The 22933-nt window shown below is 53.2% G+C and carries 19 protein-coding genes and 1 pseudogene; 10 read left to right on the top strand and 10 right to left on the bottom strand.

The window, feature by feature from the left end; genetic code table 11:
• Positions 1 to 723: 723 nt before the first annotated feature.
• Positions 724 to 1022: pseudogene (locus HYPMC_RS25030) on the bottom strand (transposase); the annotation flags it as partial.
• Between the two features lie 706 nt (positions 1023 to 1728).
• Here HYPMC_RS25030 and HYPMC_RS24875 point away from each other — a divergent pair.
• Positions 1729 to 1860 carry a hypothetical protein gene (locus HYPMC_RS24875; protein ID WP_256380116.1) on the top strand — a complete coding sequence of 44 codons (132 nt, stop codon included), beginning with the start codon at positions 1729 to 1731 and terminating at the stop codon, positions 1858 to 1860.
• A gap of 343 nt (positions 1861 to 2203) precedes the next feature.
• On the opposite strand, the gene HYPMC_RS08395 is transcribed toward HYPMC_RS24875, so the two are convergent.
• On the bottom strand, positions 2204 to 3250 hold the full coding sequence (locus HYPMC_RS08395; protein ID WP_157135418.1) for a hypothetical protein: 1047 nt from the start codon (positions 3248 to 3250) through the stop codon (positions 2204 to 2206).
• Positions 3251 to 3934: 684 nt separating this feature from the next.
• Here HYPMC_RS08395 and HYPMC_RS08390 point away from each other — a divergent pair.
• Genes HYPMC_RS08390 through HYPMC_RS23205 form a run of 3 tightly spaced genes read left to right on the top strand, consistent with a single transcriptional unit; the run spans position 3935 to position 6741 of the window.
• Positions 3935 to 5029: a hypothetical protein gene (locus tag HYPMC_RS08390; RefSeq protein WP_013947459.1), complete on the top strand. Its 1095-nt coding sequence runs from the start codon at positions 3935 to 3937 to the stop codon at positions 5027 to 5029.
• A 33-nt stretch (positions 5030 to 5062) separates the two neighbouring features.
• Positions 5063 to 5893 (top strand): hypothetical protein, encoded by an 831-nt coding sequence (locus HYPMC_RS08385; protein ID WP_013947458.1) that lies wholly within the window; start codon positions 5063 to 5065, stop codon positions 5891 to 5893.
• Positions 5890 to 6741 carry a glycosyltransferase gene (locus tag HYPMC_RS23205; RefSeq protein ID WP_013947457.1) on the top strand — a complete coding sequence of 284 codons (852 nt, stop codon included), beginning with the start codon at positions 5890 to 5892 and terminating at the stop codon, positions 6739 to 6741. Before HYPMC_RS08385 ends, HYPMC_RS23205 begins: the two co-directional genes overlap by 4 nt.
• A gap of 9 nt (positions 6742 to 6750) precedes the next feature.
• On the opposite strand, the gene HYPMC_RS08375 is transcribed toward HYPMC_RS23205, so the two are convergent.
• From HYPMC_RS08375 to rfbF, 7 genes are read right to left on the bottom strand one after another with little or no spacing between them, the layout of a single operon-like run.
• A complete protein-coding gene (locus HYPMC_RS08375) occupies positions 6751 to 7539 on the bottom strand; it encodes a hypothetical protein (protein WP_013947456.1) in 789 nt (262 codons plus the stop codon).
• Between the two features lie 12 nt (positions 7540 to 7551).
• A complete protein-coding gene (locus tag HYPMC_RS08370; RefSeq protein WP_013947455.1) occupies positions 7552 to 9564 on the bottom strand; it encodes a glycosyltransferase in 2013 nt (670 codons plus the stop codon).
• 53 nt (positions 9565 to 9617) lie between these two features.
• On the bottom strand, positions 9618 to 10526 hold the full coding sequence (locus HYPMC_RS08365; RefSeq protein WP_013947454.1) for an NAD(P)-dependent oxidoreductase: 909 nt from the start codon (positions 10524 to 10526) through the stop codon (positions 9618 to 9620).
• Positions 10523 to 11053, bottom strand: a complete 531-nt coding sequence (gene rfbC / locus HYPMC_RS08360) for a dTDP-4-dehydrorhamnose 3,5-epimerase (RefSeq protein WP_013947453.1) — start codon at positions 11051 to 11053, stop codon at positions 10523 to 10525. Before rfbC (HYPMC_RS08360) ends, HYPMC_RS08365 begins: the two co-directional genes overlap by 4 nt.
• Positions 11050 to 12288, bottom strand: a complete 1239-nt coding sequence (locus HYPMC_RS08355; protein WP_013947452.1) for a class I SAM-dependent methyltransferase — start codon at positions 12286 to 12288, stop codon at positions 11050 to 11052. The genes rfbC (HYPMC_RS08360) and HYPMC_RS08355 overlap by 4 nt, the downstream gene beginning before the upstream one ends.
• Positions 12288 to 13370 carry a CDP-glucose 4,6-dehydratase gene (gene rfbG / locus HYPMC_RS08350; protein ID WP_013947451.1) on the bottom strand — a complete coding sequence of 361 codons (1083 nt, stop codon included), beginning with the start codon at positions 13368 to 13370 and terminating at the stop codon, positions 12288 to 12290. The genes HYPMC_RS08355 and rfbG overlap by 1 nt, the downstream gene beginning before the upstream one ends.
• Positions 13355 to 14122: a glucose-1-phosphate cytidylyltransferase gene (gene rfbF / locus HYPMC_RS08345; protein ID WP_013947450.1), complete on the bottom strand. Its 768-nt coding sequence runs from the start codon at positions 14120 to 14122 to the stop codon at positions 13355 to 13357. The genes rfbG and rfbF overlap by 16 nt, the downstream gene beginning before the upstream one ends.
• Before the next feature lie 464 nt (positions 14123 to 14586).
• On the opposite strand from rfbF, the gene HYPMC_RS08340 reads away from it, so the two are divergent.
• Together HYPMC_RS08340 and HYPMC_RS08335 are read left to right on the top strand one after the other, a co-directional pair.
• Entirely contained in the window at positions 14587 to 15375 is a 789-nt protein-coding gene (locus tag HYPMC_RS08340; protein WP_013947448.1) for a sulfotransferase domain-containing protein, read from the top strand.
• Positions 15376 to 16312: 937 nt separating this feature from the next.
• Positions 16313 to 17101 (top strand): class I SAM-dependent methyltransferase, encoded by a 789-nt coding sequence (locus HYPMC_RS08335; protein ID WP_013947447.1) that lies wholly within the window; start codon positions 16313 to 16315, stop codon positions 17099 to 17101.
• Positions 17102 to 17154: 53 nt separating this feature from the next.
• On the opposite strand, the gene HYPMC_RS08330 is transcribed toward HYPMC_RS08335, so the two are convergent.
• Positions 17155 to 18945, bottom strand: coding sequence for an ABC transporter ATP-binding protein (locus HYPMC_RS08330; protein ID WP_013947446.1), 1791 nt, complete (start codon positions 18943 to 18945; stop codon positions 17155 to 17157).
• A gap of 402 nt (positions 18946 to 19347) precedes the next feature.
• Here HYPMC_RS08330 and HYPMC_RS25025 point away from each other — a divergent pair, with 402 nt between their 5' ends.
• The 4 genes from HYPMC_RS25025 to rfbD all read left to right on the top strand — a co-directional run bounded on the left by HYPMC_RS25025 (position 19348) and on the right by rfbD (position 22930).
• Positions 19348 to 19656, top strand: coding sequence for a dTDP-4-dehydrorhamnose 3,5-epimerase family protein (locus tag HYPMC_RS25025; RefSeq protein WP_013947444.1), 309 nt, complete (start codon positions 19348 to 19350; stop codon positions 19654 to 19656).
• Positions 19657 to 20308: 652 nt separating this feature from the next.
• The gene (rfbC, locus tag HYPMC_RS08325; RefSeq protein ID WP_013947443.1) at positions 20309 to 20863 is read left to right on the top strand and encodes a dTDP-4-dehydrorhamnose 3,5-epimerase; all 555 of its coding nucleotides are present in this window, start codon (positions 20309 to 20311) and stop codon (positions 20861 to 20863) included.
• Positions 20864 to 20891: 28 nt separating this feature from the next.
• Complete coding sequence (gene rfbB, locus HYPMC_RS08320) at positions 20892 to 21983, top strand: dTDP-glucose 4,6-dehydratase (protein ID WP_013947442.1); 1092 nt, start codon at positions 20892 to 20894, stop codon at positions 21981 to 21983.
• Positions 21980 to 22930 carry a dTDP-4-dehydrorhamnose reductase gene (gene rfbD / locus HYPMC_RS08315; protein WP_013947441.1) on the top strand — a complete coding sequence of 317 codons (951 nt, stop codon included), beginning with the start codon at positions 21980 to 21982 and terminating at the stop codon, positions 22928 to 22930. The genes rfbB and rfbD overlap by 4 nt, the downstream gene beginning before the upstream one ends.
• Positions 22931 to 22933: the final 3 nt, after the last annotated feature.

The raw sequence follows: 22933 nt of genomic DNA, 5'->3' as shown, positions 1-22933 counted from the left end.
GGCAGGAAGCGGCTCGCGGATGATACTTCTGCAAGTCAACATCCGACGAGATCACGACGCTTCGGACTAAGGCTCGCTAACTCAAGGAAGTCATTGCCGAGGTCGCTCTTGGAACCGCTTGCATACTCAAGCGACGAATGAGGTATTCCACATCCGATAAGCTAAAGATCATCGGGGACGCCGAGACCTTGTATCCGCCAGTCGCGGCTTACGCTCAACAAAGTCTGCGTCCCCAAGATAATTCCGCTCTGTTCGGGTCGCTATGCCGCGGCGGCTTTCTGCACTCGCAGGCCGAAGGCTACAACCAAAGCACGCTTAAACCTGCATTGCCGATAAGTTACTGGGACCGCGTTATCGCCCGTGCGCTACAGACCCGAACTCGCACCACGCGAAGCCGCCGTTGCCTTTACGTAGGCCAAAAATATCTTTGCCTCCCAGTCCAGAGTCTGTCGCATCTTGAAAATCGATTGCCTTCCTACTTCACAACATCCATCGTTGTAATAGCGGGCAACATCTTCGCCTACCCAACTACCGACATTAATCAGCGATGGCAACCCACTTTACGTATTAAAAGATACCGGTGGATTCTGGCTCAACTGGTATCCACGACTTCTCCCGCTAGACTGGTCGCTTGGACAATCACTGCGCGTCTAACACCTGCTTTGTTCGCGGCGCGCACATACACAGGCGATGCCGCGAAATTAAGCGGTGCACGATTGAATCCTATGACCTGCCCGCGATTAAAGGCTTGGCTGTTTCTGTTGCAACGTACGGCGTGGGTTGGACAACCGGAGAACCGGCGGGCGCTGAGGAACCTCAGCGAAGGCCGGCGGGGTCTGCTAGCAGAGTAAGTAGTGTGGCCTCTCGGTGTTGTAGTCCTCCACCCCTGGCGCGATGATGCTGCGAGCATGATCGAGGCCGAAGAAAACGCTCTCAGAAAGTTCGTCGCGCATCCTACCGTTGAAGCTCTCGCCGTTCTGCATCGGCCTGCCGGACACGATCTGGTGCCACGCAGTGTGATGACCTTCGACTACCGGAGACATCGGCGACGATCGCCTCCAACTTCCTCAGCAATAACATTGTATTGCCCTGAGGATATAGGTCCAGACATTCCCGCGGAACAACTCCTGCCATGACAAGACCAGTGTCCTAACCCTCGCCCAAGACGCCCTTCACCAGACGGATACGTTTATCCGACGACCCGGCAACCGGGCATGATCGTGTGGACTACCTGCACCAACGGGCATGAAGGCCGTCGCGGGTTGGAGGGTTCACGGCTGTCGGCCCCTTGATCCATCGGGACAGCAGGCTCGGGCGACGCGTCTCGGTCGTGCCCCGTCAACATGGCGAGCAGCTTGTCGACGTGCTTCGTCGGATGATAGCCGATGCAGGCCGTGGAACTAGTGATCTTGTCCCCCGGCAGGGGGGTCCGATCTGAGCTAGAGTTCATCGATCCGAGAAGGAGACAGATGATGCGTAAGGGCAGATTTTCGCAGGAGCGGATCATCTGCATCATGCGTGAGCAGGAAGCCGGCATGGCCTCTCCTCTGCGACGTTCCACGCCTTGAAGTCGCAATACCGCGGGCTCGAGGTTTCGGAGGCCAAGCAGCTGCATGAGGATGAGAGTCGCAAACTGAACAACCTGTTGGCCGAGCAAATGCTCGACAATGCCAACCTCAAAGAGCTGCTGACAAAAAACTTCTGACGCTCGCCGCGAGGACGTTTGCCGTGAGTGAACGATCGAAGAACCTCTCGCAACGCCGCGCGTGGACCCCGATCGTGCTTGCGCCGAAGGTTTATCGCTATCGGCGACGAAGTGACGACGGTGCTGCGCATGCGCTTAAAGCCTTGGCGGCTTAACGCCGGCGGTTCGGCTACCGGCGTCTGCACCTGCTGCGGTCAGAGAGCTTCACCGAGAACCACAAGAGACTCTTCTCCATCTAGCGGGAGAAGCGGCTTGTGGTCCGCAAGCATGGCGGCCGGAAGCGTACACTCGGGATGCGAATGCCCCCGGCCATACCGCAGGGCAAGACCCAGCGGGCCGCTGGCTGAGCACTCGGGGGTCAAGGTCACTGCCCAGATGGCTGATTTGAGAGCACCAGGAAACAATTTGCAGAGAATAGTGAGCGAGTTGAAATTTATTAAATTCAGTGATCTGGAAAACTTAGCCTTTGTCCATGACCTATTTTCGCGGTTCCAGCCGTCAGATGGCGATTTTTGTGAAATTAGGATCGAGTTCAACGCCGAGCAAATGTCCACCGTAGGTGAGTTGGCCGAAAATATCGCGCGTCGGCTGCGCAAGCGCATAGAAGTGGGCTGTGGAATTATCGGTGACCAGCAGATTTTCAGCCGTCGCAAAACGAAATGTCGCAGACTGCACCCAATCTTCGATATCATACGTTTGGCCACGTCGATCAACCACTAGAAGCCGTTTTCCCTCCATCCGCGCTTTGTGAGACAAACCACCATATCCACTCTCGAACATGAGCCCCCCCATCTTGGAGGTCGGCGGCTCGGGGTCGGGAAAACTCAGAAAATAGCTTTTAGAGCAGAGAAATCCGTTCGAGCGAACATGCGGATTTGGAAACGGCGGAAATAACTTTTCTAAAGGATTTCCCTCTTTATACGGCGGCGGAAATTTGGCGAGCCTCTCCTTGACTGACGGGAGTTTATAATAGCGGTCCTGAAAAAATCGAAGAAAGCGTTTGTACCTCCTGCGCAATAACTTTCCCGCAGATTTATGAAGGGGGGCCCAATTCGTGATCAACTCTCGATCAAACGCCGCCTCGTTCATGAGAACATCGAGACGGTTGAGAATGATGCTGTCGGTCCATAGGCTTTCGTATGAGCCGGAAGTTCCAACAAGACCGACATTCGGATTGCCGTACGCGGCCACAAGCTTTGCAAGCCAATCCGATCCATTGATGAGGCTGAATGTGTTGAACAAGCAAAGAAGATCTCCATCCATCTGCTTGGATGAACTGAGATAAGCCGCGATATCCCGACCGATATCGTCGTCATAGGGGATGAGTTGGTGAGGAACGGACCGCAATAAGTCGACCAACCACGAAAGTTGATCAGTACTGGTTTTCACTTTGGCAATGATGTAGAGCTTATGCGGATAACCGCTTGAAAAGCGATTGTATGAATCTAAAAAAGCCCTGATCGGGCTTGGCCCTTCAGCCGCCCTTGCGAGATAACCCACCGCCGCTCGACTCATACTCCCTCCACCGACCAGAACTTCAGCCAAACAAATGCGATTCTCTCGACTTATTTAGATAGGAAGAGAGTAAGAATAAATTTAGTGGGCGAAGCTGCGCGCTCACAATTATGATTTCACGCGTTTCATGTTAAGAACCGCGAATCTCTTTTTGTTATCAATTATGGCACTGCATTCGAGCGATATCGACCTCCGATGAGGGCAAGTTGCTCCGCGCCCCTCCCTGGCCCGAGGAGGTCTTGGCCGAGATCACGCTTACCCCCACTGCAAAAAAGCGTGATCGCGGATAGGGAGGACACCGAAGTTCAAAATCACCGCATTGCCAAAACCGCGCATCTGCCCGTCGGACGAAAGCTCGACAAGATCGGCATCCCCAAGACGACCTTCTACGCCCAGCTCAATCGCTATACGAGCAGACGGCTTCGATGCTCTCGAAGACCGCAAGCCACAGCCGAAGTGGGTCTGGAACCCTTCGCTGATGAGGTCAGAGCAGCCCTACGTCTGCTCTGGGCCTCAACCAGATGGACCCAAAACTCTTTTAGCTAAAATCCTCAACTGTCCCAAGCCCCCTGGCGCCGGCCAGTCCCACACAATCTGTTACACTTAGAACAGCGCCAAATCAGTACTAGTGTATGTTTAGCACACAACCCTTGTACGGCTAAATTGTAATCGGTAAAAAACCGCCGATAAAAATCCTAACCCAAGACAAGTCCGATGGGTCATCAAACTGCGGTCATCTATCTGGCGAGAGAAGCCGAACCAAGGGCATCTATCGAAAGATTCGCGGAGTCTTATGCAAAGAACTCAAGCGGCCAACCGCACGACCTCGTGGTTATCTGGAAATCAAGCGCCGAAGGCAGCCAACCGCCGAGCCATGTGACAGGAAACTTCCCCAAGACAACAAGGTACCTTTCCATAGCCGATGATGGCATCGATATCACAGCATATGCACATGCTGCCGAGGTGTTGTTGCATCCCATGCTCTGTTTCTTTAACACGCATACCGAAATCGCTGAGCCGAACTGGCTACGTTTTCTAAGCGACGCCATAGCCAAGCCGGGGGTTGGAATTGCGGGCGGAACGGGTTCGTTCGAGAGCCTGAAAGACGGCTTTCAAATCGTCTCCAAAATCGCTTGGCTGAGCGGCCAAGGCGTCGTCTTTGACAAGCAGTTTCGTCTCAAATGGGCTCCGATCGTGGGCAAGGACCTCTTTCGGAAGAGCAGGCGATCGCGGTTCCAGAAAATCAAAGATGCGTTGATTGGGAAGCCGACCGGGCAAGCGCAGGCCCACAGCTCGAACTTAGACCATGAATTTGATGTTTACTGGAGCCGAACGCAGTCGCCGTACGAAGACTTTCCCGCCTTCCCCAATCCTCACATTCGCACAAATGGATTCTTGGTAGCCCGACACCTTTTTCTCAAATGCTTGGGGGATGATATCCCACGAACTAAACCAGCTGCCTATGCATTTGAAAGCGGGCCAAATAGTTTGACACAAAAATTACTCACCGACGGATTACGAGCCCTCATCGTTGGTAGAGACGGAAAGACGTTCGATCTCGACACCTGGAAGACCAGCGAAACATTTCGACTTGGCACGCAGCGCAATCTTTTGTTTCTAGACAATCAAACGCGAGCGTTTGATGCGATGAAGCCGCGTAAACGGCACATCGTCTCCCAAATGACTTGGGGCATCGATGCCTCCGAAAAGAAAACTGGAGAAATAGAATTGCCGTGCGTAAACGCGCCCCGGGAAACAGATTTTATTTCTCAAATCCTGTTTCAGACCAAACGGCTGTTTAGCTCCTAAAATTCGATACACCCTTTTAGAAGCACCCCGTCGATGGCAAAGAGTACGACCGTTTTCTATCTCTTACGTCACGTCAATCATCCACGATGGTTCCGTGCGTTCAAACATTCTCTTACTGCGCACAACGCGGGCGCTTTTTTTGACCTAATCATACTTGCCAAGGGCGGGCTCTCACAGTCGACAGCAAGAGACATCGAGCAGTTCCGCACAGCTGCGCCAAAAGATGTGCAATCAATCCAATGTCATATAATTTCCGACGATGGATATGATATCCATGCCTATCTCGAAGGGGCCAAGCTCGCAAACACGCCCAGAGTCCTTTTCTTTAATTCTTATTCACGCTTACTCGGCGACAGATGGCTGGAAATCTACGAGAGGGGTTACGATTCACTCACCTCCCCCTGCTTGGTTGGCGCAACTGGCAGTTTCGAAGTTGTCAATCAATCAACCCCTTTCCCCAACGCTCACATTCGCACCAACGGAATAATGATGGGCAGGGAATTCTGCTTGTCGCTGAAGCCACCGGCAAAAACAAGGTCAGACTGCCTGCGCTTCGAGGCTGGCCCCCAATCGATCATGCGCAAAATCGCAGAAGCCGGAGGTGGCTGCGGAATTGTTACGCGTTCAGGTCGCTTAATAGAACCGGAGGCCTGGCCCACTATCCCAGTTTTCCGCATCGACCAGCAACAAGAGTTACTGGTTGCTGATAACAGAACATACGCCTACGCAATCGCTTCATTGCGCAAGAAAAAGAAATTGGCAGCGAAGGCCTGGGGAACCGATGCACATGCTTCGCGTACGCATTTTCTTGATCGTGCCAATCGCTGGTGGTTTTGGCGCAAGCAAGGTTGGTTACGATCGTGACTGAACAGGCAGAACTCACCATCGCTCTCCCAGTATATAATGGTGAGAGGTTTCTCGATGAGGCCCTGGCAAACAGCTTGGCTGACAGATTGATCAAGGTATGCGTCGTCGTGTATGACAACGCTTCGACCGATCGCAGCGCGGAAATCGCGACGGCTTGGAGTGAAAAGGATTCGCGCGTTCGGCTTGTAAAGCGACCGGCAAATATCGGAGCACTGCGAAACTTCGCCGACGCTGTAGCACAAGCCGAGACACCCTATTTTGCATGGCGCGCCTACGATGACCTTTCATCCCCCGGCTACTTCGAAACACTAATAGACGGGCTCAAAGCCGCGCCGGGCGCCATACTGGCTATTCCCAATTGCCGTACTGTCAAACCGAATAGAGAAGATCGAATAACCTCTATAGCGGCTGGCACAGTGCCATCAGATAAAGCAATTTCAGATGCGCACCCGGCTTGGCTTTATGGCGTCTGGCGTACGCATTTCGCGCAGGAGGCCGCAGCTTGGACGAGTGCAAATGCACCGTCTCTCTGGGGATGGGATCACCTCGCTCTCCTCCATGCAGCTCTGGCAGGAACATTCATCGGATGTCCTCAGGCGATATTCATACGGCGCCTAACGAAGGGGCCAGAAAAGGCGCGTGCCGGATTTTCTTCCGACGAAAAGCAGAATTTGAGGGCTCAAACACTTCAAGTCGGCAGCCAGCTCATCTCGTCTCATAAAACGAGAGATCAAAAATGCTATTTGGACTTATGGGAAAAACTCGTGGAACGGCGGATCGTTCGCCGTCGCATTCGGAAGTTAGGTGATGTCGTCGCTAAGTTAGGTATTTTCATAAAGAACTGATGGCAAAAGCTATCGCAACAAATTCATGCTGCTGTCGTCGAGATAGACCCCCCACACTTCCTGGGCCGCAAGAAGCTTATCGTTCCAAGGCATCGCATTGAACGCGCGAGAACGTCTTGTAGAAATCAGCAAATTCGACTGGGTACCGCGATAGTAAGTTTCGCTTCTTGGCCACCATCGCGGGCCATACCCTCTACCGTTGCGCCCGACCGCCAAAACCTCTTTCCCAATCGCCGTGACTCGTTCCGTCAAATTCGCCGGACCATTCTCTAACGCTTCTCTATCGGGGGTCCCTTCCAAAGCGCCATCGCGCAAAATATTGATAAGCAAACCTCTGCGAATGGCCCAAACATCGGTACACAAATGAATGTTGGGAAAAATGTGAGAGCTCGGCGGTATCCGCGAACGGTACGAGCCGGCAACGCCTACGAGCCCGACATCGGGCATTTCCAAATTGGTGACAAGCTTCGCCAGCCAAAGGTCGCCGAGAATCTCACAATCTGATCCGATAAAACAGAGCAAGTCTTCGGGAGCTTTGCCTACAGCCTCACGGTATATTTTGAAACCGGTGCCGTCCCCGGAAACAATAATTTCCGCATGCGCAATGCCGCCAAACTTGCTTCTTGCTCGCTGTAGCTTCTCGTCATCAAAAAAGCCGAAGAGCAAAAGATAAAAAGTATGATCTCGCCCTGCCGACAATTGCTGATAGGACTGAAGAAAGCGAGACGCAGACTCCGCCCAGTCGTCGGCCGCTCCATCTAAGAGGCAGCAAAGCGCAACGCTCGACAAAGCAGGCATCTACACATCTCCTCAGAAGAAACGCTTGTTCGAAGCAGGTACGAACGTCGGCGGATTAATCGCAAGACCGAACTCATTATAGAATGGGTCGATCGTTATCGTGTCGGCCCATTGGGTGTGGAAATATAACCACTCATCTGGATTGAGAACCGCCTTACGCGAGCGCGACTCCAAATGATATAATTCTGCTTGTGGCGCACATACTGAGAAAAGACCTAGTTTTCCCACCTTAAGGCAGTAGTCGACGTCATTAAAACTTATCGCCAAATCTTCCGTATACCCACCGACGCTTTCATACACGCTGCGTCGCGTCATCATGCACGCACCGGTTACGGCCAGGAAATTCCGCGCAGCCACTGCGGAGAAGAAGTATCCTTCATCCGTGCGCTTAGAGAAACGGCTGACATGATCGGGATTTCCTCTGGCGAGCACGACACCGACATGCTGCACCGTCCGATTTGAATAAAGCAGCTTGGCCCCAACGACACCGACATGAGGCTTCTCAAAATGCTCAAGCATTCTTTCAATCCAATCGGGATTGATCAGCTCGATGTCATCATTGAGAAGCAGCAAGAATTCACCCCTAGCGATTGACGCCCCAAGGTTCAACTTACTCGCGATATTGATCTTAGGCTTCCGGTAGGTAATGAACCTGCATTCCTCGAGTTCTCGAATTTCGGCAGCCCGTTCTGAACTCAGATCGTCATTATCGACAATGATAAGCTCGATGTTCTTGTAGGTCGATTTTTGCCTGATCTGTCCGACGCAGTTCTTGATCAGATCTATTCTGCGTCCCTCATCCTCGATAATTTTTGCAGCAGTCGGAATAACTATCGAGACAAGAGGCTGTCTTTGAAGGGTGAGTTTATGAGTGTAATAATGCCCTCCCTTTTCCGACTTCTGCACCGAAACGACACCGCCTCTCTTGGTACGCGTGAACCGATCTCCGAGGGCACGGCGATTAGCCTCCGTATCCTCAGTGGTTGCCGCTCGCGAAAATTTGTGGCTGCACAAAATTTTCGGAATGTGGAGTATCTTTGACGTCAACTCCGTGAAGCGTAGCACGAAATGGTAGGCGTTGCCGGATTTGAAGCATTGCCGCGCCAGGCTCAGGCGAAAGCAAGCACAAGATCCTATGTAGTTGAACGTTTCGAGATAGTCCGGACTCCAATCCGGTTTGATAAAGGACTCACTGCGCCTTCCCCTACCCCAGGATTCATCAGCGTAAATCAAATCGAGATCAGGAGAGGCATTTATCGCACTAGCAAATTCGTATGTCGCGTAGCGATCGAGCACTGTGCCGCTATCGATGAATATAACAAAATCGCCCTTTAATTTCTCGAGATCGTTTGTCTTCAGGCGTTTGATATGGAGACCTTGAGTTTCCGCGACAGCGTTATCGTCAGCCGCCGTCAACAGGTTCACCTCCAAATTCTGATAGAGCTGCTCTTTGAGGGAACGTAGCGTAGCATCGAGCCCCTTCGCGCTCCGCCTCGCATCAACAACGATCGAGAATACGGGCCTGACCAGCATGATCGCGATATGGCGGCGAATTTCTTCAAGCTCCGCATCTCGGAAAAATTCCTCGACTCGTGCCCTGTGACGACGGCTCACACGGTACTTGCTGAGAAATTTCAACTCCGTTCGGATGAATAGAAGTGAGGGTTCGAAAACGCTGCGGCCGGCGGAGTCGACAAATTCCACTTTTAGTCGGTGGATACCGAAGGGAACTTTCGCCACGACTTCGAAGCCATATTTTTGCGATTTATCGACAACGATATCCTTTGGAAGATCGTCTCGAGCAACCGCAGCGGCTTCGTGAACCCGCTTTCCGATGTGGACACGCACTTTCACTGCGCTACTCGTACGCGGATCAATCGCCCAGCCGCTAATTTTGATCGGCATGCGATCGACAAAACGAAATCTTTTGTCAGAAAGCGGATCCAAATGGATCCGCAATCCATTGGCCGCCTTTGCCGCGGCGAAGCCCGAAACATTCTGGATGCTTGCCGTTGTTTCGACCACGTCCCCCTCGCTAATATCTATATTGAGCTCAACCGCGGGCCGATCAGCTCCGATCAGCCGTGAGCGAACCTAAAATTTGTTCGCCACCAGTTCGCGGTATCTCTAATGCCTTCTTCGAATGAATATCGGGGCGAAAAACCAATGGCATTTCGAAGGACTCCGACATCCGCCGTTATCTCCGGCGGATCATTGGGGTTGCTCGGCTTGGCACCCAATCTGACAAGATCCTCGCGTTTCAATTCACGAGACAACTCTAAAATGATATCGCGGACCGGCACCGCCCTTCCAGATCCGATGTTGAAAGCCCCATGCCAATCCGATTTTAGGGCAGCCACGAATGCCCTACCAGCGTCTTCGACGTTCAGATAATCACGTTTTTGCAGGCCATCGCTACACAGAGCCGGTCTGCCTGATAAAAGTGCAGCGGCGACATCCGACACGAGGCGCCCAGGCGCTTCGTGTGGTCCATAAAGCCAGAAGAGTCGTCCCCATGCCGTCGGGATGCCGAATCGCTTGCCGATAGCGCAGACACCACGCCTCGTGACGTCTTTCATTTCGCCATAGAATGTTGCGGGCTCGGTCGGCCCTGTTTCAACCAGCAGAGGACGATCCCAGGTATATTCTGCACATGTCCCAGCAAAAACCGCACGACGGCCATCGCCTTCTGCAAATGCCCGCATGAGCTCAAGCGTCGCCGTCGTCCAAAGAATATTGTTTGGAGACGTCCAGAACTGACCGGGCGTTACGTCCCAAGCCAAATGCAGCAAATGAGTAGGTTTGGTCCGTGAAATTAGATCCGTCACCGATCTCCTGTCGAGCAGATCGACACCCTCGACGCGGTAGCGATCTGATTTTTGATCATGTGACCGGGAGGCTACGACAACGTCTATATCATCATCGACGAGCGAACGAAGCACTTGGCGACCAATGAACCCCGTTGCGCCTGTAAGAAGAACCCTCACAGCTTATAATCGGGATATTGTGCGTCGCGCTCCGACAAGATCGGATCGCTTATTGGCCAAGCCACTCCGAAAACTGGATCGTTCCATCGAACACCTTGGCCAAACCCCGGCCGAAACTTTGGTGTGATTTGATAGAGGATATCCGCATCGTCAGTCAACGTTTGATAGCCGTGAGCAATTCCCTCGGCAACATAGAGACCAACGCCATTATCGGCCGACAAAATCTCGCTCACCCACTGCCGGTAAGTCGGTGAGTCAGGCCGAAGATCTATCGCAACGTCATAGATGGCGCCGCGAACGCATCGAACGAATTTTATCTCGGCATTTGGCGGGAATTGAAAATGCATACCCCGTAGCGTGCCGCGCTTGACGTTGCTAGCAACACTGTGCTGCTCGAAATTTGCAGCAAGGCCATGGTTCGCGAACTCATCCGCACAAAAGGTACGCGCAAAATAACCGCGAGCGTCTTCATGACGCTCCAGGCTTACTCGCCACACTCCGGAAATGCGTGTTTCTTCAAAAATCAATCGTAAATCCTGATATCGGGAATGGGAGTAACAAACTTGCCTCCCCAATCGCGGATATGCGCCATCTGCTGCATGATTTCGTCTTTAAGATTCCAAGGAAGGATCAAGACGTAATCGGGTTTACGCTCGGCGATAGCTTCTGGAGCCAGAATCGGAATTCGAGAACCAGGCAAAAGCTTACCAGCTTTGTAAGGGCTGCGATCGACGGTGAAGTCGATCATATCGGCTTTCACGCCGCAATAGTTCAAGAGCGTGTTGCCTTTTGCTGGCGCTCCATACGCAGCAACGCTTTTGCCCGCTCGTTTGCTCTTCACTAGAAAATCCAGCAAATCGCACTTGATGGTCACGATGTCTTTGGCAAACCGTTCGTAGGTGTTCAGCTGCCCCAGACCATGAACTCTCTCCAGCTCCAACATTGCAGCGACTGCTGGCGTATCCGGCCGAGTTTGATCGTCGTCGTGGCACACAAAAATTCTCAGAGAACCGCCGTGTGTCGTCAGTTCGGCGACGTCGTAGACCCTCATCTCATGAGCAGCAAAGATCCGTCGTGCGATTGAAAAGGAGAGATACGAAAAATGCTCGTGGTAGATCGTATCGAATTGATGGTTCTCAATTTGGCGTAGGAGATGAGGAAATTCGACGGTCGCGACGCCTCCCTTCCTTAAAACGATCGAAAACCCCGAGACAAAGTCGTTGATGTCCGGAACGTGCGCCAAAACATTGTTTGCAGCCATGACATCGGCTTGAACACCGCGCTCACGAAGCCGAAGCGCAGTTTCCTTACCGAAGAAAGCAACCTCACTTTCAATACCGTGCTTTTCAAGGGCCACGCGGGCCGTATTGACGGTCGGCTCAACACCAAGAACTGAAACGCCCTCTCTTTTGAAATACTGCAAAAGATAGCCGTCGTTCGAAGCAAGCTCGACGACAAGCGAATCGTTCGTGAGCTTCTCAGACGCGATCATCGCCGTTGCATAAGTCCTGGCATGCTCCAGCCAGCTCTCCGAATAGGATGAAAAATATGCGTATTCGTCCGTGAACAAACTGTCCGCCCGACGGAAGTCGATCAATTGCACCAGGAAACATTCGCGGCAAACGTAGGCGTGCAAGGGATAAAATGGTTCCATCGCCAGTGCATGCTCGAGAGACACAAAATCGTTGGCCACCGGTGCCATGCCGAGATCAGCGAAGGTCGTGCGAAGCGGCGCACCGCAAAAACGACATTTGTGTATCATTAGGTTGCAGTTTCCCGGGCTTCATATTCTGAAAGCTGTCGCAACGTCACCTCGCGAGCAGATTCGCCGCGCGCGACGGCTTTATACCAATCGAGGGACCAGTCCAATGCCTCAGCCACATTGAGACGAGAGTTCCAATTCAGGCGCACCCGCGCTTTCGTAGCATCAACGCGCAGCAGCATAGACTCTTTCGGCCAGTGCTTCTCGTCACACTGCCAAGTCGCGCTAGCGCCCCAACCTTTCGTCAAATGGTTTGCGACGCGCTCTACTGTCCAGACGTCGCTATCGGGAGGACCGAAATTCCATCCCTCCGCCATGCCGGGATGATCTTCATAAAGAGCTTCAGCCAATAGCAGGTATCCGCTTATCGGCTCGAGAACGTGCTGCCAGGGTCGGGTCGCGAGTGGATTTCGAATTTTCAGGACCTCGCCCACTTGAAACGCTCGAACACAGTCAGGAACAAGTCGGTCGGCGGACCAATCGCCGCCACCAATGACGTTGCCTGCACGAGCAGACGCGAGGCGCGCGCCGCCGGCCTTATTAAAGAACGAACGGCGATAGGAAGTCGTAAGCAGTTCCGCACAGCCCTTACTGGCGCTGTAGGGATCCGAACCTCCCATCGGATCCGTCTCCCGATACGACCAGATCTGCTCGCGGTTTTCGTAGCATTTATCGCTCGTCACGTTGACGATCGCGCGAACTGTCGCAGTATTGCGAGCCGCATCAAGTACGTTCGCGAGCCCCATCACATTGACTTCGAACGTCTCTGCCGGCCTTTCGAATGATGGATGCACCAGTGCCTGCGCTGCCATATGAATGAGGATCTCCGGCTGTGCAGCATCAAAGACCTGCTGAACAGCCTGCCGATCCCGAATGTCCGCGATGCTGGCGTCACCCAACGGCCTGCCCAGAAGATTCCAAAGCGCGGGATCGGTGATCGGCTCAAGTGCCAAACCGAAGACCTTCGCGCCTAATTTCTCAAGCCAAAGCGTTGTCCACGCGCCTTTGAAGCCGGTATGACCTGTTAAAAGAACGCGCTTCCCGGACCAAAAACTGGAATTTGGGGTCACCAGCTTTTCCATTTGGCCTGTCCGGACTGCCAAAGCTGCTCCAGGTGTCTTTTGTCTCGAAGCGTATCCATTGGCTGCCAGAATCCGTGATGACGATACGCTGAAAGCTGTCCATCAGCGGCCAACCCGGCAAGCGGCGCGTCTTCCCACACTGTTTCATCGCCCCCGATGCGCTTAATGACACTTGGTTCCAGCACAAAGAATCCGCCGTTGATCCAACTGCCGTCGCCAAGAGGCTTTTCGATAAAGCCCTTGACGTGCTCACCATCCAGATTCAACGCACCGAAACGCCCCGGAGGGCGAACAGCCGTTACCGTGGCCTCCCGACCGGCACGCTCGTGAACATCCATGAGCTGTTGAAGGTCGATGTCGGCGACGCCATCGCCATAAGTCATGTGAAACGTTTCGTCATCGAGATAGCTAGCCACGCGCTTGAGACGCCCACCGGTCATGGTATCTGCGCCGGTGTCCACAAGCGTGACGCGCCACGGCTCACCGCGGCGGCTATGAACGTCGACAGAGTTGCCACTGATGTCGATCGTTACATCGTTGAGATGCACGAAATAGTTGGCGAAATACTCCTTCACAAAATATCCGCGATACCCCAGACAAATGATGAAGTCATTGATGCCCGCGTTGGAGTAGATTTTCATAATGTGCCAGAGGATCGGACGGCCGCCGATCTCGACCATCGGCTTGGGCCTCTCCGCCGTTTCCTCTGAAAGTCGTGTGCCTAACCCACCCGCTAAAATAACAGCCTTCATTGCCCCGCCTTCGTAACCAACACCTAAGACGCCCCCAAAAAAAGAGCCCAATAATCTATTGAAATATATGAACTATAACGGCACGTCACCTCTCGTGCTCCAATGCATACCGCCACTTGAAGATCAGTCCCTCGCTATCAATAGCGTCAAAATTCACCGATCTGAAGTGTCAGATCGCCACCGAGGATAAATTTCGGCCTAACGATGGCATCCTCTGGTGCCATCTTTCCCCGCTTTCCACAGAGCGGCCCTCACTTGCGCCGGTCGAATCACTGTATGCGCAAAAAGGACATTATACTCGACAACTCCCATGAGGCGTAGCCGAACAGACTATCTCTCTCAGCCGGATTGCAATCTGATAGCGGGTAAGATCGCGCGCGTCCCCAGACCAGACGTACCAGCACGATCAAACCCGCGCAGCTAGGCGCCGATAGAGGCAAACGATATGAAAAGGATGCAGAAGTATGGAGCCCCGATATCTAGTTATCACGCTGGGAAAGTCGGGTTCGAACTGGCTCAACAACATTCTGGCCGCGCTGCCCGGAATCGAGAAATTCGACATGGGAGCACATGGCATCACTGGGATACGCGTCAACGAACTCGAGAAACTCGGCCCAGGTAAGGTGATGTACACTCACCTTCGACACTCGGAGAAAGTATGCGCAGAAATCGCGCGTCTAAACGTTCGGCCATTCTATATTTACCGCGATATTCGTGACGCGTTGGTATCAGAGTATTTCCATAAAGCGTACCTTGATCCTCGCTTCAAGACGAAGAACCCTATCCTGAAACACGTAGATGAGCGTTCTGCGTTCAATTACCGGAATATCGTAAAGTGGTCAACAACACTGCCCGTTTATAATGATGCTTTGGCCTGGGTAGCGGATTCTTCCGTGCCAAGCGCCAAATTTGAGGATCTTGTCCAGAATCCGGAAGAAACGCTTCGCTCCCTGTTAACTTTCCACGGAATGGATTTTTCGGACACGGAGATCAAGTCCGCACTCCAAAAGGCCAGCTTCCAAGCTATGGCCGGCCGCACACCGGGCCAGGAAAACCGTAATAGTCACTATCGCAAGGGCATCGTGGGTGACTGGAAGAATTACTTCAGCGCCAAGCAGCACGCTGACTTGTGGCTAAAAGCTGGCCGCACGCTTAGTCGCCTCGGCTACCAAGATCACCCTTCAACTTTTGAAAAGCTTCATGCCAGTCTTCGGTATTGGACCGGTCCAGCCTTGCTGGGGCAGTACCCCTGAGAAATGGACTCGCTCGCTCTGTCCGGCTTGCACGGAACGGCTCAACCAGCCGAGTGCAAATCTCGGATCGTCAAAATTTCGTGGCTGGCATCGCCCGCCACTCACCGAGAAGCTGATCGGGGAGAATAGTTGCGTGGAAAAAATTGTTAGAGAAAAAAGTTGATTATCAAATTGCAGTTCCCGAGCGTTTGAATCACCAACAACTCCGATATCATCGCGAACGATTAGCACGACGTTATCGCCCTCACTATCTCGAACGCGCTGCGACCGGTAACCGGCAGACCCGGCAATGAGCGATAAGCATCGTACAGTTCTGCAACGATTTTGCGAAGCAAAGACGCCGACGCATTCTCAAAGAACAGAACTTCGAAGCTCTTCTGGCCCTAACTGAGAATGCTCTCGATCGCGTCCCCGGCAGACTTCGCCCAGCCACGCGATAGTTACGTATATGTCATCCGGTATTATCCGCCGCATAGATAATCGAGAAGTCTTGTCCAGAAAAATTGGGTTCAAGAGATGCTTTTTTTGCGGGACAGGCAAATCCCTTACAATGGTAGCTGTCTCACGATCGACGCCGGCAAGCTGCATTTTTACGGCGCTAAAAACCGTTCAAACTTAGCGTCTCCTAGACAAGACGTGCCAGATAAAACATCGCGATCGAGCGAGGCATCATGAGCCTCTTGCATAACCATGGCCTATGACTAACTGCATACATACGGTTGACCAGAACGCCGTGGAGACCGAAGATGTGTCAAGGATTTGATAATCAATAACGTCCGTCGGCGGCAGTATTCGACAACAAGGCTGTCCCTCTCCTATTTACGCAGCGTGGTTTGTAACAGCGAACGCGCCAAACGCTGCACGGCAACAAAGACTAGGGCGTCAGCAAGTACGTTCAACAGATAGCGGATGGCTCAAGGTCGCTTGAGGAAATTCAATGAGCAGTTGGTCCAATATCAAACAGACACCTCCGAAGGTACCGTCTTTGCTCGACGTCGTAGCCAAGCACGAAGGTAAGGTCAGCGACAAATGGGAAAGCTTCCTGATTGAGTACGAGAGCTTGTTTTCGCGCTTTCAAAGCGCCCCCATCACCATGCTGGAAATCGGAATTCAGAACGGTGGCTCCCTTGAGATTTGGGCGAAATATTTTTCGAACGCCAAAGCTATAGTTGGCTCAGACATCAACGAAAAGTGCGCCTCACTGAAATTTTCTGACCCTGCAATCTCTGTCGCCGTTGGGGACGCCAACTCGGACGAAGCATTTAGAAGGATAACGTCGAAAGCTACAACATACGACATCATTATAGATGACGGATCACATAAATCGAGTGACATCACACGGACCTTCGCAAAGTACTTTCCCATACTTAATAGCGGTGGGATATTCATCATCGAAGATTTACACTGCAGCTACTGGTCGCAATTCGAAGGCGGCCTCGGCGATCCCACATCGTCGATGGAGCTATTCAAGGCCCTCACCGATTTTTTGAACGTGGAGCATTGGCAGTCACAATCGCAAGACGACCTACTCGAAGGCTTCAAGTCAAAATACGATGTTTCAATCGGCGATAATATTTTGTCATCGCTTCATTCGGTGAAGTTTCTGAATTCCCTCTGCGTCATTGAAAAGAGTAAGCCGAAGTTAGGACCTCGCCGTGTGGTGGGCACGGAAGCGATCGTAGATTCCGGTCCTCTTTCTCTCGTTAAACCAGAATTAAATCAGTAAACATCTCTTTGCCACCGCGCGTGCGATAGTCCCAACGCAGCGAGCTGTCACGCCTAGATAGCTTCAGCAAGCGGTTTCTTCGTTTCGAGAAATTTTGCGAACTGCAGCTTGAACAGACGGCTGTAGGCACCGCTGGCGACCATCAATTGCTCATGAGTACCGCTCTCGATAACACGACCGGCTTCGATCACATGGATCAAGTCAGCATGAAGAATCGTCGACAACCTATGGGCGATCACGAGCGTCGTCTTGCCTTCCGTCAAGCGTCGCAATTCACGCTGGATGACGTCTTCCGTTTCACTGTCAAGCGCAGACGTCGGTTCGTCCAACAGAATGATCGGCGCATTCTTCAGAAAGGCACGTGCCAGGGCAATGCGCTGACGCTGACCGCCCGAGACTTGTGCGCCAAGTTCGCCGACCTGCGTATCGTAGCCACGCGGCAGTGATTTGATGAACTCGTGTGCGCTCGCTGCTTTGGCCGCTTCGATGCACTGCTCTTCAGAAGCCGTTTCGTGGCCGGCCCGAATGTTATCGATGATCGAACCTTCAAACAGGAAAGCATCCTGGCCGACGACCGAGATGTTCTGCCTCAACGACTTCAGCGAAACGTCTGCAATCGACTGGCCATCGATCTCGATGGTGCCGGCGTCAGGGACACGCAGACGCTGGAGGAGCGAGAAAACTGTGGTCTTACCGCCGCCGGAATGACCAACCAGCGCCGTGACCTTTCCCGCAGGCACGGAGAGTGTCATGTGCTCAATGACCGGCTTGTTCGCCACATATCTGAAAGCGACGTCACGAAGCGCAATCTCGCCGCCTTTGACGTAAAGCTCAGGCCTGCCCGGTGGCTCGTCCTCTCGCGCCGGCGTATCCAAGATCTCATACATCATCCGCACACCAATCGAGGCAGAGGCGAGTTGCAGTTGAACACGCGAAAGTCGGCGCGCTGGATCGGAGCACATCAGCAAGGCTGTGATAAACGCAAAAAACTGGCCAGGGCTTGCGCCATGATAGAGATTTTGCCAGCCGGCGTAGAAAATGACGGCAGCAACAGCACAGCCACCGATAGCCTCCATCAAAGGGTTAACGCCGGCTTGGATGCGCAGCATCTTGTTAGACAGTCGTTGGACGGCTTCGATGGCGTTAAACATCCGACCGCGCATCGTATTCTCAAGCTGGAAGGATTTGACGACCTGCGCTCCCTGACTGAGCTCACGCGTCGCCTGGATGATCCCCGCCATCGAATGCACTTCACCCTTCGTCGCTTTCTTAATGCGCGCCACCATCTTGCGCGATGAGATCGCAGCGACAGGACCGCCGATCAGCGCGATCGCCGACAGAACGGGATCGAGCGCGATCATCGTGCAAACGAGACCCACGATCGTGAACAAGTCGCGACCCACATTCAACGAAACAAGCGTCAGCATGTCCCGCACGGCGCTGGCATTATAAGATATGAGGGTGACGAGATTGCTCGAACTGTGTTGTTGAAAGAAGGCGACATCGACTTTCAACATGTGGTTGAACATGCGTTTTTGCGTATCCGCCACGAGACGGTTGCCAATGTTGCCGACGATGACCTCAGAGAAATAGGCTGCAACACCCTTGGCGATGAAAATCCCGACGATAAGGAACGTAATGCCGATCAACGCTTCGCGGTTCTGATTCACGAAGATCGTGTCGATAACGGTCTTCAGCACATAAGCACTTAGAGACGTCGTACCCGCGACAAGCAACATGCAAACGATGGCGATGGCGTATCGCGGGGCATACTCCCGGCCATTCTCGCGTGCCAGGCGTTTCAATAAATCAAGGGTTGTAGGCGTCGTCGACTGCGTCGGCATCCGCTTCTCTCTGCTTTCACGACTGACCGCCGCGCTGGCTTGCGCAACGCCCAAAGACGTTGATTTGTACAAGGGCCAAAGTCAACGAACGCATCCGCATGCGCAACAACGCTGACAGTACTAAGCTCGTTCTACGTAAATCTCACCGGCGGGCAGCCTCTTAGGATATAATCAAAATCTGCCAGGGAGGGTACCACGCTCCCTTCTTGGTCCACATGTGTTTCCGTCTCGGTGTGGCCCAATCGCGACGACTCTCCGGCCGCAATACCGGACTTGGCGTTTTTGAGGCCCCAGCGCGTTGATGGTGCTTTTCTAGGAAAGGATAGCAAAGGAAAACTGCTAGAAGGAAAGTCGGCCCAAAAAGTGGCCGACCAGCATATCTCTGCTACAGGGCATTGATCATTGCTTAGTTCGCGAGCGGGTATTCAAGAACCGTTCGTGCAGGGCAATTTTTCGCTCTCCTCCCAGGCTGGCACGATTCACGGCCCGCATTTTCGGTCCATCCCCGACGCGCAGGCGAAGCTCGTGTGCGTTAGCCGCGGACGCATCTTCGACGCGGCCGGTCGATTTACGACGGCAATCTTCGACATATGGCAGCACGTTACCGCTGAATTTTCGGCTAGGAAAGTTCTACAGTTGTGCATTCCCCGCGGCTTCGCACAAGTTTTTTGCACACTCGAGCCCAACAGGCCAAGTCGCCCGCTTTCTTGACGAAGTTGTCTTGACGGCACGGCCGAATTTCAACATCAACGCGGCAGCCCATACGGCCGTCGATCACGCCGAGGTGGCGCGCTTTCGTCTGTCACCGTGCTAATTCGGCCGCAGAATGACCTTGCATCACGCAGCTGCTGAAAAAATGAATACGACCTGATCGGGTCCGAGATGAAGCAGTTACGAGCAAATTATCTAGATTACATTGCTATTAAGATAGTCGATCACCCACCCTGATTTCGACGACTTCGTCACGCGGATCTACCAGACAGGAAATTGGGCACACACCGAGTCAAACGAGAACTCTAGCCGGAATCTAAGGCGCCGACGCGAACAACGCCGTGGGCGCCCTTGAAGTGCAGTCGCAATAGGCAAGGAGAAATCGCCGCAGACCGCAACCTGACGTCAGAAGCGATCATGTCTCTGGCATCTGGCCCAACCTACGCTCCGGCCGGCCCAGCCGCCAATCTATGACGACCAGATTCTAACGTAGACCATAGCCCGTGATGCTGGACAGACCGCCAATTAAGAAGGGTCAAGCGATCAGCTTGTCGAGACATTCGCAAAGAGCAAATACCGTATTGAGTATTTTTGTTGGGCATGAAATGACCGAGCAAGTTCTTGTGTCTCCTTTTCATTATCGAGCGAGCTAATGCTAGAAGTAGTTGAGCTTTCTATTCCAGGCGTAGCTCTGATTAGACCAGGACGCTTCAATGACGCTAGGGGCTTTTTCGTTGAAGTTTATAATTCCAAAGCATTGCGGGACGTCGGCATCGACGACGTCTTTTTGCAAGACAACATGTCACTATCCTTGAAGGCAGGTACGGTCAGAGGCCTTCATTTCCAGAGACCACCGCACACGCAGGCAAAGTTAGTACGGGTAAGTAAGGGGCGAATCTTTGACGTTGCGGTCGACCTGAGGCCAGGATCCGCAACTTACGGACAACACGTCTCCGCTGAGTTATCGGCAGAAAATGGCCATCAAGTTTATATTCCGAATGGCTTTGCGCATGGTTTCTGCACGCTGGAGACAAATACCGAAGTGGTCTACAAGGTCTCATCTCATTACGCGCCTGGAGCCGAAGGTGGCATTTTATGGTCTGATCCCGAGCTCGATATCGCCTGGCCCGTAACCACCACCGAAGCATTTCTATCGGATAAGGATGCAAGACTCCCGTTATTCAACGATGTTTCAGGGGAATTCTAATGCACATCCTGCAACTCTGAGGGAAAAAATGAGAGTCATCGTCACAGGCGGAGCTGGCTTCATCGGATCCGCATTAGTCCGGTATCTGGTGCATGAGCGCAGCTGGGACGTGCTGAACGTCGACAAACTCACATACGCTGCTAATTTACAATCGGTCGCTTCGGTCTCAAGCCGAGCCAACTATCACTTCGTTCAAGCCGATATATGCGACGGCGACAGCATCAATCGCATCTTCGCTGAATACCGGCCCGATGCGGTCATGCATCTTGCCGCCGAGTCTCATGTCGACCGATCAATTTCGTCATCTGCGGCTTTCATCTCTACCAACGTTTTGGGAACGCACGTCCTGCTCGAGGCCGCCAGGAAATATTGGAGCGAACGCCCCCCAGCGCTTCGAGAAACGTTCCGCTTCCTGCACGTCTCCACCGACGAAGTTTACGGCAGCCTGGACGGTGACGGCTTCTTCACGGAGAGCACCGCCTACAATCCAAGGTCACCTTATTCCGCCAGCAAGGCTTCATCAGATCATCTCGTCAGCGCCTGGTACGAGACGTACGGCCTGCCGACGCTGATTACGAACTGCTCGAACAACTATGGTCCCTATCATTTTCCCGAGAAACTGATCCCGCTGATCATTCTCAATGCCCTCGAAAACAAACCGCTACCCGTCTATGGCGACGGCCGCAACGTACGCGATTGGCTTTACGTCGAGGATCATGTGAAGGCGCTCGCGACTGTTCTCGAGCGCGGTCGCACCGGCGAAACCTATAATATCGGCGGTCGCGCGCCGGTTGAAAACATTGCGGTGGTGGAGCGCATATGCGACCTCGTTGACGATCGCTCCCCAGGCGATATCGCGCGACGAAATCTCATCACCTTCGTGCCCGACCGCCCCGGTCACGACAGGCGATACGCCATCGATCCAACAAAAATCGAAACGGAATTAGGTTGGCGCGCCGACCAAACGTTCGAGACTGGCATTGCCGCAACCGTCGACTGGTACTTGAATAATGCGTGGTGGTGGCGTCCTCTGCGCGAAAACGTCTATTCCGGAACCAGGCTCGGCCTGATTGATAATTCGCCAATCAACGAAACTCAGCTTGCGGATAATTCCGCGTGACATCTGACGGAAAATCCATTCTGGTCCTCGGCCGCAACGGCCAAGTCGCCCGTTCCCTCGACGAAACTCTGAGCGCATCCGGATATCACGTTGTGCAGATCGGACGACCGGAGACCGATCTTCGCAATCCATCTTCGGTATCTGAGGCAATCCGGGCAGCGCTGCCCGATTTCATCGTCAATGCCGCGGCCTATACGGCCGTCGACCAGGCGGAAGATGAATCCGAGACCGCCTTCGCAATAAACGCAGTGGGCGCACAGTCTGCCGCCGAAGCCGCCTCCGAGATCGGCGCTCCAATCATTCATTTTTCGACCGATTATGTATTTGATGGCAGCAAAGGCGCATCGTACGTCGAGACTGATACAGTGTCTCCGCTCGGTGTCTATGGAGAGAGCAAGCTCGCCGGTGAAAGCCTCGTCGCCGAAGCCAACCCCAAGCATATCATTCTGCGCACGGCTTGGGTCTTCAGTCCGTTTGGATCAAACTTTATGAAGACGATGTTGCGCCTCAATCACGAACGACCCGAGATTAACGTCGTCGATGATCAGCGCGGCAGCCCGACCTACGCTCTCGATCTCGCCACGACGGTTTGCCAAATCATCAGTCATCTTCGCACCTTGTCGCCAAGCCCCAAATGCTTCGGCACATTTCACGCAACAAACAGCGGTGAGACGTCCTGGTACGGGTTCGCCCGCGCAATCATCGACGGAGCAGCCCGAAGAGGCGGACCCCAAGCAATCGTCCATCCAATACCAACAAGCGCCTATCCGACGAAAGCCCGCCGCCCCGCCTATTCTGTGCTCTCCAACGACAAGCTTTCACATGTCTACGGCATAAAGCTCCGCCCATGGCAGGATGCGTTATCGGAGGCTCTCGATCGGATGATCGGCGCACGTCATGACGAAACACCGCAACGTCCGAAACAGGGCTTCGATTCAACAGCATGAGCA

The sequence above is a fragment of the Hyphomicrobium sp. MC1 genome, assembly GCF_000253295.1.
Classification (GTDB): Bacteria; Pseudomonadota; Alphaproteobacteria; order Rhizobiales; family Hyphomicrobiaceae; genus Hyphomicrobium_B.
Note: the sequence above shows the minus strand (reverse complement) of the source record. Positions and strands in the feature narration are given on the sequence as shown.